Below are 15715 nucleotides of genomic sequence, written 5' to 3' on the forward strand. Positions count from 1 at the left end.
GTGGGGACCGGTTATCCGCGCCGTCATGATGCCACTGGCAGGGAGAGGACATGTTGCAGGCTTTTCGGGAATGGCGCGAGCGTCGCAGGGTGGAACGGATGGGCTATACCCGCCAGGAGTGGGAAGCCGCCATCGGCCACTGGCCGGTGGCCGCCCGTTACCAGGGTGCAGAACGGCAGGCGCTGTTCGAGATGACCCGGCGCTTTCTGGTACGCAAGAGCGTGGCGCCCGCCGAGGGGGCCACGCTCACCGATGCCATGTGCCTGACGATTGCCACCATGGCCTGCGTGCCGATTCTTCACCTGGGGCTGGACTGGTATGACGGCTGGTACACGGTGATTGTCTATGACGATGCCTTTGTGCCGAATCGCGCTTACATGGACGAGGCCGGTGTGGTCCATGAGCGAGGGCCGGCATTGCTGGGTGAAGCCTGGCACCAGGGGCCGGTGATCCTGTCCTGGCAGGCGGTGCGCAGTGCCGGCGGCGCCAGCAATGTGGTCATCCATGAAATGGCCCACAAGCTGGACATGCGGCACCAGGGCGCCAATGGTGCACCGCCCCTGCATGCGGGCATGAGTGCGGCTCGCTGGCACGACACCTTTAGCCGCTGCTGGGAGGCGTTACAGGAGGATTATCGTCATCATCGGCATATGCCGGTGGATGCCTATGCGCTGACCGGGCCGGGGGAGTTTTTTGCGGTCTGCAGCGAGGCCTTTTTCGAGGCGCCGGCAGCCTTGTATCGGGACTGGCCCGATCTTTACCGGTTGCTGGCACAGTTTTACCGGCAGGGAGAACAGCCATGAAATACATTTTTCAGGTGCGGGTGAAACCCGGCTTCAGTGTCGAGGAGTATGCCCGGGGCTGGCTGGAGGCCAGTGAAATCATTCAGCAGACAGCGGGTGCACGGGGCACCTATCTGCATCGAAAGATCGGCCACCCGGATACGGTGCTGGCGATTGCCCACTGGGATAGCAAGGCGCACCGGGATGCCAAGGATGACAGCCGCAGTGCCCGGGTAAAGGCGATTCTGGCAAAGCATGCCAACGTCTGTGAGGTCACCGTGGTGGGGGAGTTCGAGGAGCCGGAATGGCAGGTGGTGCCGGAGCCGGGCGGGCAGTAGCTGGCCGCTGAAAAGCAACAGCCAGCACCGCCAACCTTTTATCAGGGCGCCGGGCCGGCGCAGGCCTGGTAGACATTCAGGCTGCTGAAGATGCCCACCGCCGAGGCCATATCCAGCTGCACGCTGTCGAAGTCCCGGTCACTGTCCACGTAGAGGAATTGCTGGGAGCTATTCGCCCAGCCCAGCAATTGAAGGCTGATAAGGCTGCCACTCTGGCTCGAGGCCACCTCGTGACCATCCTTGAGCAGCACCACATTGAACTGGTTGAGCAGGCTGGCGCTGAGCAGCCGCTTGCCGGTGCTGACCACGAAGCCGGCCCGGTTGTGGCCGCTGTAGTCCGTGCCGGTGTCGGTATGCAGACGGGCGCCACCAAACAGTCCCAGCGTGACGTACATCTGCGCAGCGGTCTGCTGCTGACCATCGGTGGCCCGTTCGGGGGCAAACACGCCGCAGCCGAAACAGACCAGACCGAAGCGGCTGCCGGTACTTGACGCCTGGGGGGCCTGCAACGGGCTGAGGCCGGCGCCAAAGGTGTCGGTGCAGGTGAACTGGGTATCACAGGCATCCCCCTGGCCGTCCTGGTCGGTATCGGCCTGGTCGGCATTGGCGGTGGCCGGGCAGTTGTCGGTGCTGTCATCGACGCCGTCGCCGTCGGCGTCGGTGAGGGTATCACAGGCATCGCCCAGGCCGTCGCCGTCGGTGTCCAGCTGATCCGGGTTGTACTGGTTCGGGCAGTTGTCGGTGCTGTCGGTGAGGCCGTCGCCGTCGGAGTCAGTGAGGCTGTCGCAGGCGTCGCCCAGGCCGTCCCCATCGGTATCCAGCTGGTCGGCATTGGCGGTGGCCGGGCAGTTATCCGCGCCATTGGCCACGCCGTCGCCATCGCGGTCACCGTCACAGGCATCGCCCTGGCCATCGCCGTCGGCGTCCGACTGGTCGGCATTGGCGGTCAGCGGGCAGTTGTCACTGCTGTTATCCAGACCGTCGTTGTCGTTGTCGCTGTCGCAGGCGTCGCCCTGGCCATCGCTGTCGCTATCGAGCTGGTCACTGTTGCCGATCAGCGGGCAGTTATCACTGTCGTCGTTGATGCCATCGTCATCACTGTCGCTGTCGCAGGCATTGCCCAGGCCGTCATTGTCAGTGTCGAGCTGGTCCGGGTTGGCGATTAGCGGGCAGTTGTCACTGCCGTCGTTGTGCCCATCGTCATCGTCGTCGCTATCGCAGGCGTTGCCCTGGCCATCGTTGTCAGTGTCGAGCTGGTTGGCGTTGGCCACGGTGGGGCAGTTGTCGCTGTCATTATCAATGCCGTCACCATCGGTATCGGTGAGCGGGTCGCAGGCATCGCCGATGCCATCGCCGTCGCTGTCGAGCTGGTCGGCATTGCCGGTGGCCGGGCAGTTGTCGCTGCCATCGCTGATGCCGTCGCCATCGGTGTCCGTGTCGCAGGCATCACCAATACCGTCACCGTCGGTATCGTCCTGCAGCGGGTTGCCGGTGGCCGGGCAGTTATCGCTGTCGTTGTCGATACCGTCACCGTCGCTGTCGTCGTCACAGGCATCACCGCTGCCGTCGCTGTCACTGTCGAGCTGGTTGGCGTTGGCCGTGGCGGGGCAGTTGTCATTGTCGTTGTCGATGCCGTCACCATCACTGTCGTCGTCACAGGCATCGCCGCTGCCATCCTGGTCCTGATCGCTCTGGTCAGGATTGGCGGCCAGGGGGCAATTGTCACTGCCATTGTCGATGCCGTCGCCGTCACTGTCGCTGTCGCAGGCATCGCCGATGCTGTCATGATCGGTATCGAGCTGGTCGGCATTGGCCTGATCCGGGCAATTGTCGGTGCCGTTGTCCTGACCATCGCCATCCCGGTCGTCGTCACAGGCGTCGCCCTGGCCGTCCTGGTCGCTGTCGCTCTGGTCAGCGTTGGCCAGGGCCGGGCAGTTGTCGGTGCTGTCCGACTGGCCGTCGCCGTCACTGTCGGTGTTGCTGTCACAGGCATCGCCGCTGCCATCGCCATCGGTATCCATCTGGTCCGGGTTGGCGGTCAGCGGGCAATTGTCATTGCTGTCGCTCTGGCCGTCGCCATCATCATCACTGTCACAGGCGTCGCCGCTGCCATCCGCGTCGGTATCGGTCTGGCTGGCATTGGCCACCAGCGGACAGTTGTCATTGTCGTCGATGACGCCATCGTTATCGGTGTCGCTGTCGCAGGCATCGCCGGTGCCGTCACCGTCGGTGTCGGTCTGGATGGGGTTGGCGGTCAGCGGGCAGTTATCACTGCCATTGCCGATGCCGTCGCCATCCCGATCATCATCGCAGGCATCGCCATTGCCGTCGTTGTCGCTGTCCAGCTGGTCACTGTTGGCGATGGTCGGGCAATTGTCGGTGCTGTCATCGATGCCATCCTTGTCGCTGTCGGTGTTGCTGTCACAGGCATTGCCACTACCGTCCTGGTCGCTGTCCGTCTGGTCCGGGTTGGCGGTCAACGGGCAGTTGTCGATTTGGTCGGGGACGCCGTCACCATCGCGATCGCTGTCACAGCTGTCACCGAGGCCGTCACCGTCGAGATCGTTCTGGTCCGGATTGGCGACGGCCGGACAGTTGTCCGAGCCATTGGGCAGGCCATCATCGTCGATGTCGTCGTCACAGGCATTGCCCTGGCCGTCGCCATCGGTGTCCAGCTGGCTGCTGTTGGCAATGCTGGGGCAGTTGTCACTGGTGTCGTTGATACCATCGCCGTCCTGGTCACCGTTGTTGAGGGTGCCAGTGGGGCGGGCCGTCGTGCCATCATCGCCGCCGTCGGCATTGCAGCCGGCCAGCAGTGTGGTGGCGAGAAGCGCGCTTAACACTAGCGCGGCGGGTTGCAGTTTCATTGTTGCGCTCCTTGCTCGATGACACGGAATTCCACACGGCGGTTCATGGCCCGGCCGGCCTGGGTCTCGTTGCTGGCGACCGGTTGCAGCTCACCAAAGCCTTCGGCGGTCAGTCGGTCGCCATCCACGCCGTGGCTGACCAGATAGCTACGCACCGCCTGGGCCCGTTGCCGTGACAGGGTCAGGTTGTAGGTGGCGGCACCGGTACTGTCGGTGTGGCCGGCCACTTCCACGTTGAAGTCGGTCTGTGCCTGGAGCGCGTTGACCAGTTGATCCAGCGGCCCCCTGGAAGTGGGGCTGATGGTGCTGGAGCCGGGCTCGAAGTTGATGTTGTTGAAGGTGATGGTCTGGTTGGCAATCATGCAGCCGCTGGCGTCCACCTTGGCGCCGGAAAGGGTGGCGGGGCAGCGGTCACGCTCGTCGGCAATGCCATCGCCGTCGCTGTCCACAAAGGGTTTTTCCACCACCTTTTCCACTTCGCGGGTCTGGTAGACCACTTTTTCCACTTCCCGGATGCGGGTGTAGCCCAGCGGGATTTCCACGCCCAGGGAGTAGCGCCAGTCGCCAAAGCTGCCGGCATCGCCGGCGCCGCTGGCGTCGTCATAGAGATAGCGTGCTTCGGCGCGCAGTTTCAGTCCGTTATCAAATACCGGGCCGGTGACCGCGCCCAGGCCGGCATTGGCGTGGAAGGCAAAACCGTCGTCCTCGTCAGGCAGCACGTCGCTGTAGATGGCTCCCAGGCCGGCAGCCAGGTAGGGCGTGAAGTGCCGGCGGTCGCCGAATGCATAGGCCAGCCCGGTGGTCAGGGCGCCCTGGTAATAGTCGGTGCCATTGCGGATGCCGGATTCCAGGTTGTAGCCGGCGAACTCGGTTTCCCACCAGACATGGTCGCTGAGCTGACGGCCATACTGCATGGCCATGCCGATGCCGTGCCGGGTAATGTTGCGGTCCTTGTCGAGCACCAGGTAGGAAAGCTGCGGGCTAAGGTACTGCCGCGGGCTGGCCTCCTCGTGGCTGATCTGGCTGTCGGCATGGGCACCGCTGGTGGCCAGCAGCACGGTGGCGGCCAGGCCGGCAAGGAACCGGTGGTGACGGTGTGCGAGACATGAAGCGGTACGGCGTTTCCCCATCAGGCGTGAAGCTGCCATTTATAACGTCCTTGTGATTTTTTTTAGCGGGGCATTATGCGAATCGGGTCACAAATTATGCATTGTCAAAAAGTGCATATTTTTTGTTGAAAGTGGCCATTTTCAGACCACGGTCACGCCTTGTCTGTAGGACATTGTCGCGGCTAGGTAAAAGCGCTGAGAGGCTGGCAGGGTCGGGTAATGACAAAGGAGCAGGGCACAAAAAAGCCCGCACGGGGCGTAATGCTGTTCACTTAAGCGGTGCAAATCTGGCTCAACCCTTTCAGGCAGGTCCCCTCTCCCCTTGCGGGAGAGGGACAGGGAGAGGGTGCGGGCAAATTTCAATGACTTACCATTGATCTGGCTGTCACGTCCCCCTCTCCCCAACCCCTCTCCCGCAAGGGGAGAGGGGCTTAAAAGCTTAAGTGAACAGCATTACGCACGGGGCGGGCTTTCGGGTAGAACCGTGGCGGAAAATCAGCTGTCTTCCGGCAGCGTGATATTCAGTTCCAGAATGTCACAGCCGGATTCCCGGTCCACTTGCACGTTGACGGCATCCTGGCCCACGGGCACATATTTGCGCACCACCATGAGCAGTTCCTCCTGCAGTTGCGGCAGGTAGTCGGGGCCGCCACGGCTCGATCGTTCCCGGGCCACGATAATCTGCAGGCGTTCCTTGGCCACAGAGGCTGATGTCTGCTTCTTGGGAAGCAGGTAACTGAAGATGCTCATCCTTAGCCTCCGAACAGACGGCCGAACAGACCTTTCTTGTTAAGGGTGACAAAACGGTGGGGCAGCTCATCGCCGAGGAAACGGGCCACGGCGTCCGCATAGGCCTGACCGGCGTCGGACTGGGTATCCAGTACCACCGGCGAACCGGCATTACTGGCATTGAGTACCGCCTGGGATTCGGGAATCACCCCCAGCAGCTCAATGGCGAGGATTTCCTGCACGTCCTGCACCGAGAGCATTTCACCTTTTTCTACCCGTTCCGGGGAATAGCGGGTCAGTAGCAGACGCGAGGGAATGTCGCCGTCGCCCTGTTCCGCATGGCGGGTCTTGCTGGCCAGAATGCCGATGATGCGATCCGAATCACGCACGCTGGAGACTTCCGGGTTGGTCACCACCACCGCTTCGTCGGCGAAGTAGGCGGCCATCAGGGCACCTTTTTCAATGCCGGCCGGGCTGTCACAGATGATGTAATCCATCTGCATGTCATCGCGCAGGGCGTTGAGCACTTTCTCCACGCCATCCTGGGTGAGAGCGTCCTTGTCGCGGGTCTGGGAGGCCGGCAGGATGAACAGGTTGTCCACCCGTTTGTCCTTGATCAGCGCCTGCTTGATGTTGGCGTCGCCGTTGATGACGTTTACCAGGTCATAGACCACGCGGCGCTCACAGCCCATGATCAGGTCCAGGTTACGCAGGCCCACATCAAAATCGATCACGGTGGTTTTGAACCCCCGCAGGGCCAGGCCGGTGGCCAGCGCCGCGCTGGTGGTGGTTTTGCCGACGCCACCCTTGCCGGATGTCACGACCACGATCTTAGTCACGCTTGTCTCCTTTAGGTCTTCCTGGTGCACTATTTCAGCGCGTTGAACTGCATGGCTTCACCTTCCAGGGAAAGGTGAACAGCCTGATTACGGTGCTCTTCGGGCAGGTCTTCGGCGACCCGGTAATGGCCGGCGATGGAGACCAGCTCCGCATTGAGCTGCTGGCAGAAAATGCGCGCATTACCATTGCCGCGAATACCGGCCAGGGCGCGGCCGCGCAGATTGCTGTAGACGTGGATATTGCCTTCGGCCAGCAATTCTGCCCCGGGGCTCACCGGGGCCAGAACGATCATGTCTCCACGGCTGTAGACCTGCTGGCCGGAACGTACCGGCTGCTCCACCACCAGCGTTTCAATGGTGGATTCACTGCTGTTGTCGTCCTCGGCCTTGCGGGGTTCTTCCCGCCGCGCTACTTCCCGGCCGCCCAGCAGGCTGATCGAGCCGAGCCCCAGCATGGCGGCGGTTTCCGCATCCAGTTTTTCGTTGCGGGCCAGGGCCACCAGGTTTACATCCAGCCCGCGCAGGGTATCCACCGCGGTCAGCAGGCTGACCTGATCGGCATCCACGTGGTTGGCCACATCGATGACCACCGGTGCATCGCGCAACCACTGGGCGGCGTCGACCATTTTCTGGCTGACTTGCTGGTGCAGGGTGCCGGGGTCCAGATCGTTGAGTTGCAGGACCGTCATCATCAACATGCGGCCCTTGAATTCCAGGATGGTGTTTTCTTCCACGACTGCTGTCATTACTGACCTGTTATCCAGTGGGCCGGCATGGGAATGGCGGGGCAGGCCCGGAGAATCGGAAATTGCGCCAAGCCTAGACGAAAGCGGTGAGGCGTAAAAGCGCCAAAAGGGTGATTGAATTGTTAAATCTCGGTGGCAGGGGGATGACAACAATGTCTCGGCGGGAAATTGCTCGATAAATCAGCAAAAAACCGGCGTAAAGCCGGTGCTGTAAGTTTTTGTGTTTTTGTGGACTGGTTCGGCCCGCAAAGATGGCCGGCCACCCGCGTGGGTGGCCGGCTGGGGGCCGTACCGGGCTCTACATGGAGGGCCGTTCGGCGTGCACCTTGACCTTCTTGAGGTTCTTGTCGAAGGCGTCGGTGAGCAGGCAGTCATAACGCATGGCGTCGTAGTCGTTGACCGCGTCCACCTGATCCCTGGCGATAACGCCTTTCTCGGCGGCGTCCTGCAGTTTTTCCAGCACTGTGCTGCCTTGCAGCTGACCCTTGCCGTCCGCTTTCAGGAAGGCCATATAGGCCGGCTCCACTTCCAGCAATTTGCTGTAGGTGACTTCCACGCGGCCGATGGCATCTTCCGGATCCCGGGAGATGTAGGCCGGCTCGGCCAGGGCGTCACGCACGGAGCTGGGCTCCATGATTTGCGTGCCCAGCATGCGGATCATATCGTCATCCGGTGCCTGGGCCATGCAGGGGCGACCAAACGGGAAAAACAGCGCCTTGAAGACATGGGCAATGCCGAAGAAACCGAAGTTGCGGGTGAACGCATCCAGGGAATCGTGGGCCTTGCTGAAGGCGCGACGCAACGCATAGGTGGCGTGGGCGTCGTTGGCCTCGTCCCGGGGCAGGGTGGCGTGATACTTGAGAATGGCACAGGCAATCAGCAGCTGGCTGTGCATGTCACCCAGGCGCGCGGACAGCAGCTCGCGACGCTTGAGGTCGCCACCCAGCAGGCCCAGGGCCACATCGGCGGTGCTTGCCAGCACGGCGCTGTAACGGTTGATCAGGCGATACCAGGGGGCGCTGAAGGCATCCGCATTGCCCGGTGCCTGTGAGAACAGCCCACCGGCCAGGCCCTGGACGATGGCCCGGGACATGTTGCCGGCGGTATGCCCGGCGTGGCTGAAGAACAGTTTGTCGAAATCCTGCAGTCCCTTTTCCTTGTCGTCCGCCTGGATGGCCTGCAGCTCCTCGTAGAGGTAGGGGTGGCAGCGCATGGCCCCCTGACCGAAGATCATCAGCGAACGGGTAAGGATGTTGGCCCCTTCCACGGTAATGGCGATGGGGGTGGACTGGTAGGGCAGTGCCAGGAAGTTGCGGGGACCCAGCTGAATGCCGCGCCCACCGGCGATATCCATGCCGTGGTTAATCAGGTCACGCATCATTTCGGTGGCATGGTATTTGGCCATGGCGGTCACCACGGAGGGCGCACCGTCTTCCAGCGAGCGGGTCACCAGATGGCGGTAGGCTTCCAGGGTGTAGGCAATACCGGCGATTTCCGCTGACGCTTCCTGAACGCCTTCGAACTCACCGACGGCGGTCTTGAACTGGCGACGGATGCGGCCGAAGGCGCCGGTCATGCGGTAGCCGATTTCGCCGCTGGCGGTGGCCAGGGCGGGCAGGGAGATACCACGGCCGGCGCCCAGGCATTCAATCAGCATGCGCCAGCCCTTGCCGGCCATTTCCGGGCCGCCAATGATGGCATCCAGCGGCACGAAGACGTCCTTGCCATTGATGGGGCCATTCATGAAGGGGGAGCCGGGGTAGTGGCGACGGCCGATTTCCACGCCCTTGGTGCTGGCGGGAATCAGCGCACAGGTAATGCCCAGCTCGTCTTCATCACCAAGCAGGTGGTCCGGGTCATAAAGCTTGAAGGCCAGGCCCACCACGGTGGCCACCGGTGCCAGGGTGATCCAGCGTTTGGCGAAGTTCAGGCGCATGCCCAGCACTTCCTTGCCGTCGATCTTGCCCTTGCAGATCACACCGGTATCGGGAATGGCGCCGGCGTCGGAGCCAGCTTCCGGGCCGGTGAGACCGAAGCAGGGGATTTCGTCACCCTTGGCCAGGCCCGGCAACCAGCGATCCTTCTGTTCCTGGGTGCCGTATTCGGCGAGCAATTCACCGGGACCGAGCGAGTTGGGCACCATGGCGGTAACCGCAGCGGTCAGCGAACGGGTGGCGATTTTGCTCATGATGCGGCTCTGGGCATAGGGGGAGAACGCCTTGCCGCCGTATTCCCTGGGGATGATCAGGCTGAAGAAGCCCTTGTGTTTGAGGAAATCCCAGACTTCCTCGGGCAGGTCACGCAGTTCATGGAAGATCTGCCATTCGTCGAGCATCTGGCACAGTTCCACCACCTCATTGTCCAGGAACGACTGCTCCTCGTCGGTGAGGGTGGAAAACTGCAGTTTGGAAAAATTCTGCCAGTCCGGCTTGCCGGAAAACAGATCTGCCTCGAACCAGGTGGTCCCCGCCTCGATGGCTTCGCGTTCGGTATCGCCAATGGCTGGCATGACCTTGGCCAGCGCGTTGTAGACCGGACGGGAAATGAATTTCTGTCGCAGATCCACATGGTTGAGCACCACCAGTACCCCTGCTACCAGGATCAGCAGGATGGGGTTGAACAACCAGGAGGCGAGGAAGCCGCACAACAGCCAGACAATGGCGAAGACGGCACTACCCACACCGCGGGACAATCCCTGATAGAAAATGGTCAGCAGTGTGGCAACTAACAACACAATAGCCAGAAGGCTAAGCATGATGAACTCCTTTGCCGGATAAAAATCCCTGAGGACAGGTTTAACATAGCCTAGCGAGCGACCATCGAGATCATGTGAAAGAGGGCCGCTGCCCCAAACCAGTCTTTACACAGTCTCCCCGGCTCGAGTGTAAGCCGTCAACTCGACATTTTGGATCATCCATGGCGTACAATTGGCGCCTCATTCGCAGTTTCAGGAGTTACGGCGGTGCAGCAGAACAGCTTCATCATTGATGTCACCGAACAGAATATCCAGCAGGTGCTGGAACAGTCCCGCCAGATCCCGGTGATCGTGGATTTCTGGGCCAGCTGGTGTCAGCCCTGCCAGCAGATGGCGCCCCTGCTGGAAAAGCTGGTCAATGAATACCAGGGCAAGGTGGTGCTGGCCCGGGTCAATGCCGATGAGCAGCAGATGATTGCCAGCCAGTTCGGGGTGCGCAGCCTGCCATCACTGAAACTGGTCTATCAGGGGCAGCTGGTCAGTGAGCTGGACGGTGCCCAGACCGAAGGGGCCCTGCGCCAGTGGTTGGCGCCGGTGGTTGACCCGGAAGCGGCCCAGCAGCAACAGGATGAAAGCTTTCTCGAGCAGGTGCGTATGGCCATGGAGGCCGGGCACGGTGAGCAGGCCGAGCAGGCGCTGCGCCAGATGCTGCAGGAAAGCCCGGACAAGCATGCATTTCGGGCCCTGCTGGTGGAATACCTGCTGGGCGAAGGGCGCCGTGACGAGGCCATGTCCTGCCTGGCGGAAGTGACCGAGGATGTGGAGGTACTGCGCCCGTTCCGTGCCCGGTTTGCCTTGCTGGAGAAACTGGCCGGTGACAGTGAGCCGCTTGCCGAACTGAGCCGGCGTCTGGCGCAGGACGCCACGCCGGATGACCTTTATGCCTATGGTTTGCAGGCCGCCGCCGCCGGGCAGTTCCAAGCCGGGCTGGAGGCCCTGCTACAGCTGTTGCGTGATCACGGCAGCTACCGTGACGGGGTGGCGCGCAGTGCCCTGCTGGAGGTTTTTGAATGCCTGCCAAAGGGGGACCCGCTGGCCAGCGAATACCGCCGCAAGATGTTCAACTATCTCTACTGATTCCTGCCGGGCATGGCCTGAAAGCGCTGCGGTGGTGCGCCGCAGCGCTTTTTTTGTGTCCGCGGATCATGGCTGCGTCATTATGGCGTTCGAGAATGCATTTATATGGTGCATCTTGCGCCATTTATGCATTGTTATTGTGCATAAATGGCCAGAGTTACAGCTAACCCACTGATTTAAAAAAGCGAAATCATTGGCCTGATTCTTGTATGCACCGTGGCGGTGCGTTTTGGTGGCATGCTTGCTGCTGGTGCACAGGACCAGGAACCTCCCCGAAGGAGAGATCGAATGAAGATGCTGACCGCGGTGATCAAGCCGTTCAAGGTCGATGATGTACGCGATGCGCTGGCCCAGGTGGGCATTCAGGGCATGACCGTTACCGAAGTGAAGGGCTTCGGCCGCCAGAAAGGCCATACCGAGCTGTACCGTGGCGCCGAGTATGTGGTGGATTTCGTGCCCAAGGTAAAGCTGGAGCTGGCCGTTCGCGAAGAACTGCTGGACCAGGCCATCGAGGCCATTCTCAAGTCTGCGGCCACCGGGAAGATTGGAGACGGCAAGATCTTTGTCTCCGACCTGGAGCAGGCCATTCGAATCCGTACCGGTGAAACCGGTTCCGAAGCCCTCTGAGGAACCCATAATGAAAAAGTGGATTATTGCCTTGTCTTTGCTGCCGTCGCTGGCCATGGCCGACGGCCTGGATACCGGCGACAGCGCCTGGATCATGACCGCCACCGCGCTGGTACTGTTCATGACGCTGCCGGGTCTGAGCCTGTTTTATGGTGGCCTGGTGCGTTCCAAGAACGTGCTGTCGGTGCTGATGCAGTGTTTTGCCATTACCTGCGTGGTGTCATTGCTGTGGCTGGTGTGCGGCTACTCGCTGGCCTTTTCCGATGGTGGCAGCGTCAATGCCTGGATCGGTGGTCTGGATAATGCCTTCTTCGCCAACATCACCCGCGACACCCTGGAAGGCACCTTGCCCAAGAGCCTGCATGGCCTGTTCCAGATGACGTTCGCCATCATTACTCCGGCACTGATCATCGGGGCTTTCGCCGAGCGCATGCGTTTCGGCCCCATGCTGGCGTTTTCTGCTCTCTGGCTTCTGGGCGTTTATGTGCCGGTCTGCCACTGGGTCTGGGGCGGTGGCTGGCTGGCCCAGCTGGGCATGTACGATTTCGCCGGCGGTACTGTGGTGCATATCACCGCCGGGGTGGCCGCGCTGGTGGCGGCCATCGTGCTGGGTAACCGCAAGGGCTTCCCGCATCAGGGAATGATGCCGCACAACCTGACCATGACGGTGACCGGTGCCGGCATGCTTTGGGTCGGCTGGTTCGGTTTCAACGGCGGCTCGGCGCTGGCCTCCAATGGCGATGCGGCCATGGCCATGCTGGTGACCCACCTGTCCGCGGCGGCCGGTTCGCTGACCTGGATGGTGATGGAGTGGAAGAAGTTCGGTAAGCCCTCGGCGCTGGGTATTGCCACCGGCATGGTAGCGGGGCTGGGCACCATTACGCCGGCCTCCGGCTTTGTCAGCCCGGCGGCGGCTGTGGTGATCGGTATTGCCGCCGGTGTCATCTGTTTCTACATGGTACTGTTCGTCAAGCACAAGCTGCAGATTGACGACTCCCTGGATGTGTTTCCGGTGCACGGCGTGGGCGGCATCCTGGGCACGCTGCTGGTGGGTGTCTTTGCCTCCGGCCAGCTGGGCAGCGCCTTCTCCGGTGTGGGCTTTGGCAAGCCGGAATACACCATGCTGGATCAGGTCGGTGTCCAGGCCCTGGGCGCGCTGGCGACCTTTGTCTACACCGCCGTGGTGACCTGGGTTCTGCTCAAGGTGATCGCCCTGTTCGCGCCGCTGCGCGTGGGCTCCGATGAAGAAACGGAAGGTCTGGATATCGTGCTCCACGAAGAGCGCGGTTACGACCTCTGATTGAGGGTGAACAGGCTTTGAGATAAGGGCTCCTCCGGAGCCCTTACTTCTTTTCCCCCGCTGCGTTTATGCTCTCCTTATTCTTTGACCCGGGGAGTGCACATGGAACTGGATGCCTACGGCTGGCCACGCAAGGGGCCTCTGGATGTTCGGCGCCTGCCGACGCGCACTTCTCATCGTCACCTTCCTCATCTCGATACCATCCTGGAACGCCTGGCTGAATACCATCGGCGACTGTTTGCCGGTGGCCGTTACAGTGTGCTGCTGGTGGTGCAGGGGCTGGACGCGGCTGGCAAGGACAGCCTGATTCGCACGCTGGCCCAGGGCCTTGATCCGGCGGCCTTTAGGGCCAACTCCTTCCGTCGTCCGCTGGGAGAGGAGTTGCAGCACGACTTTCTCTGGCGTCTGTGGCGGCATCTGCCAGCCCGCGGGCAGGTGGTGGCCTTCAATCGCAGTTATTACGAGGCGGTACTGTCAGAGCGACTGTGGCCGTCACCCGAGTGCCCCCGCGAGCCGGACTGGGCACAGCGATATCAGGCAATCAATGCCTTTGAGCAGCACCTGCATAACGAGGGCACCCGTATCATCAAGATATGGCTGAATACGTCGGCCGAGGAGCAGCGCCTGCGTTTGCTCAAGCGGCTGCGCCAGCCCCGTAAACGCTGGAAATTCGAGCCCGCGGATGTGCAGAGCTGGCTGGCCCGGGACAGTTACCTGATGATGCTCAACGAGGCGATGACCGCCACGCATACCGTGCAGGCGCCCTGGCATATCGTCGCCAATGACGACAAGAAAGTAGCTCGCCGCCAGGTCGGCCACCTGCTGGCCGACATTCTGGAGGCGCTGGCGCCGTCCTATCCGCAGGAAAACACCGCCTGCATCGAACAATATATCGAGCAGCTGGAGAAGGGCGGTGACTGAGACCGTATCGCTGGGCATGGCAATTACCGGGCTGGGGTTGTTCCTTTATGCCATGCAGCAGCTGGAAACCGCGCTGGAACATCTGATCAGCGGGCCGGTGGCCCGGTGGATGCGCTCCGCCACCCGCACGCCGCTGCGCTGTGTGGGGGTAGGGTGTCTGGTTACTGCCCTGATGCAGAGCAGTTCGCTGGTGGGACTGATCGTACTGGCGCTGGTGTCCTCGCGCATGCTCGACCTGCGCCAGGCCATGGCCATCATGCTGGGCGCCAATCTGGGCACCACGGCCACCGGCTGGCTGGTAACACTGCTGGGCTTCAAGTTGTCACTGGGCAGTGCCGGCTTGCCGCTGGCCGGCGTTGGCGCCTTGTTGTCGGTGCTGCTGCCGGCCGGGCGCTGGCGTTCACAGGGTGTGTTGCTGTTCGCCCTGGGGTTGTTGCTGTTCGGGCTGGATACCATGAAAACGGCCACCGAGGGGCTGGCCCAGGCGGTGGATGTCACGGCGCTGCAAGGGCATTCACCACTGGTCTATCTGCTGGTCGGGGTGGTGGTGACGGCGGTGATCCAGTCATCGTCGGCGACCATGCTGATTGCCCTGACCGCGCTGAACAGTCAGATGATCAGCCTCCATGATGGTCTGGCCCTGGTGATCGGCGCGGACCTGGGAACCACCAGCACCTTGTTGCTGGGTGCCATCAAGGGGCCGCGTATCAAGCGGCAAGTGGCCCTGTTCCATGTCATCTATAACCTGGCCACGGCCATTTTGGCCTTTTTGCTGATCATGCCACTGTGGCCACGGGTGGCAAGCTGGAGTGGCATCGAAGACCCCTTGATCCTGCTGGTCGGTTTTCATTCCACCTTCAATGCCCTGGGTATCGTGGTGTTTGTGCCGTTGCTGGGGCGAATGGCCGCCTTTATTGAGGCACGCCTGCCAGCGGCAAATCGTCCCATGTTGCTGGAAGCGGTTCGCCCGGAAACCCTGGATGCGGCCCTGGAACTACTGACCAGCGCCTGCGAGAAGCTGGTGAACAATGTCCGCCAGCTGGCTCAGGGCTTTGCCAGCAGGGGTAACGCGGAGCCTTTCCTGCAGAGCTACCGGGACATTCGCGATGAGGAAATTCGCCTGGCACTGGCCTTCCAGAAGCTGGAGCAGCTGCCCATGAGTTCGCTGCAGGCCAAACGAATCCAGCGTTTGCGCCTGCAAATCAGCGAGTCGGTCTATGCGGCCAAGGCCCTGAAGGATGTGGCGGAGGATTTTGCCCGCTTGCAGCACAGCCGTTCGGCGCGGCTTGCTCCGGTGGCGGCGCGTCTGCGCGAGAGTGTGCTGGCGGTGTTTTCCGAAGGGGGCGAGGTGCCCGATGAGGCGTCACACCATCGGGCCATGACGGCCCTGCATGAACTGGCCTATCGGCATTTACAGGCCGCCAGCGATGACGGCATCAGCCTGCTGAATCTGGCCCGGGAGGTGGATGAGTGCGGCCGCCACTGGCTGCGAGCGACCCGGGTTTCGCCGCCCTGAGCTTTTGTCCCGCCGGAACCGGTGGTGGCTATTGTCACCCCTGCGGCCTTTCTATAAGGTACAGGAAAGTTTCGAACGCCCGTTTGAATAGGGGGCTGCGGTGCAATCC

13 protein-coding genes are annotated in these 15715 nt (G+C 61.8%); 7 read left to right on the forward strand and 6 right to left on the reverse strand.

The genetic code is table 11. The features are described 5' to 3' along the window. Window positions 1–50: 50 nt before the first annotated feature. Complete coding sequence (locus A11A3_RS05265; protein ID WP_008928233.1) at window positions 51–803, forward strand: M90 family metallopeptidase; 753 nt, start codon at window positions 51–53, stop codon at window positions 801–803. Further along, window positions 800–1120, forward strand: a complete 321-nt coding sequence (locus tag A11A3_RS05270; protein WP_008928234.1) for an antibiotic biosynthesis monooxygenase family protein — start codon at window positions 800–802, stop codon at window positions 1118–1120. The genes A11A3_RS05265 and A11A3_RS05270 overlap by 4 nt, the downstream gene beginning before the upstream one ends. A 41-nt stretch (window positions 1121–1161) precedes the next feature. On the opposite strand, the gene A11A3_RS18020 is transcribed toward A11A3_RS05270, so the two are convergent. From A11A3_RS18020 to A11A3_RS05300, 6 genes are all read right to left on the reverse strand, one after another. Continuing rightward, the gene (locus tag A11A3_RS18020; RefSeq protein WP_008928235.1) at window positions 1162–3987 is read right to left on the reverse strand and encodes a thrombospondin type 3 repeat-containing protein; all 2826 of its coding nucleotides are present in this window, start codon (window positions 3985–3987) and stop codon (window positions 1162–1164) included. Continuing rightward, window positions 3984–5135 (reverse strand): OmpA family protein, encoded by a 1152-nt coding sequence (locus A11A3_RS05280; protein ID WP_008928236.1) that lies wholly within the window; start codon window positions 5133–5135, stop codon window positions 3984–3986. Before A11A3_RS05280 ends, A11A3_RS18020 begins: the two co-directional genes overlap by 4 nt. Before the next feature lie 456 nt (window positions 5136–5591). After that, window positions 5592–5846, reverse strand: coding sequence for a cell division topological specificity factor MinE (minE, locus tag A11A3_RS05285; RefSeq protein ID WP_008928237.1), 255 nt, complete (start codon window positions 5844–5846; stop codon window positions 5592–5594). A gap of 2 nt (window positions 5847–5848) precedes the next feature. Further along, window positions 5849–6664 carry a septum site-determining protein MinD gene (gene minD, locus A11A3_RS05290; protein ID WP_008928238.1) on the reverse strand — a complete coding sequence of 272 codons (816 nt, stop codon included), beginning with the start codon at window positions 6662–6664 and terminating at the stop codon, window positions 5849–5851. Between the two features lie 29 nt (window positions 6665–6693). Further along, window positions 6694–7410, reverse strand: coding sequence for a septum site-determining protein MinC (minC, locus tag A11A3_RS05295; protein WP_008928239.1), 717 nt, complete (start codon window positions 7408–7410; stop codon window positions 6694–6696). A gap of 298 nt (window positions 7411–7708) precedes the next feature. Then, entirely contained in the window at window positions 7709–10165 is a 2457-nt protein-coding gene (locus A11A3_RS05300) for an acyl-CoA dehydrogenase (protein WP_008928240.1), read from the reverse strand. 207 nt (window positions 10166–10372) lie between these two features. Between A11A3_RS05300 and A11A3_RS05305 the strand changes: the two genes are divergently transcribed. The 5 genes from A11A3_RS05305 (at window position 10373) to A11A3_RS05325 (ending at window position 15606) form a co-directional block, all read left to right on the forward strand. After that, window positions 10373–11242 carry a tetratricopeptide repeat protein gene (locus A11A3_RS05305; protein ID WP_008928241.1) on the forward strand — a complete coding sequence of 290 codons (870 nt, stop codon included), beginning with the start codon at window positions 10373–10375 and terminating at the stop codon, window positions 11240–11242. 288 nt (window positions 11243–11530) lie between these two features. Continuing rightward, the gene (locus A11A3_RS05310; protein WP_008928242.1) at window positions 11531–11869 is read left to right on the forward strand and encodes a P-II family nitrogen regulator; all 339 of its coding nucleotides are present in this window, start codon (window positions 11531–11533) and stop codon (window positions 11867–11869) included. 10 nt (window positions 11870–11879) lie between these two features. Further along, window positions 11880–13169 carry an ammonium transporter gene (locus A11A3_RS05315; RefSeq protein ID WP_008928243.1) on the forward strand — a complete coding sequence of 430 codons (1290 nt, stop codon included), beginning with the start codon at window positions 11880–11882 and terminating at the stop codon, window positions 13167–13169. A gap of 102 nt (window positions 13170–13271) precedes the next feature. Next, the gene (locus A11A3_RS05320) at window positions 13272–14090 is read left to right on the forward strand and encodes a polyphosphate kinase 2 family protein (RefSeq protein WP_008928244.1); all 819 of its coding nucleotides are present in this window, start codon (window positions 13272–13274) and stop codon (window positions 14088–14090) included. After that, window positions 14083–15606, forward strand: coding sequence for a Na/Pi cotransporter family protein (locus A11A3_RS05325; RefSeq protein WP_008928245.1), 1524 nt, complete (start codon window positions 14083–14085; stop codon window positions 15604–15606). Before A11A3_RS05320 ends, A11A3_RS05325 begins: the two co-directional genes overlap by 8 nt. Window positions 15607–15715: the final 109 nt, after the last annotated feature.

This window comes from Alcanivorax hongdengensis A-11-3, from assembly GCF_000300995.1.
Lineage (GTDB): Bacteria > Pseudomonadota > Gammaproteobacteria > Pseudomonadales > Alcanivoracaceae > Alcanivorax > Alcanivorax hongdengensis.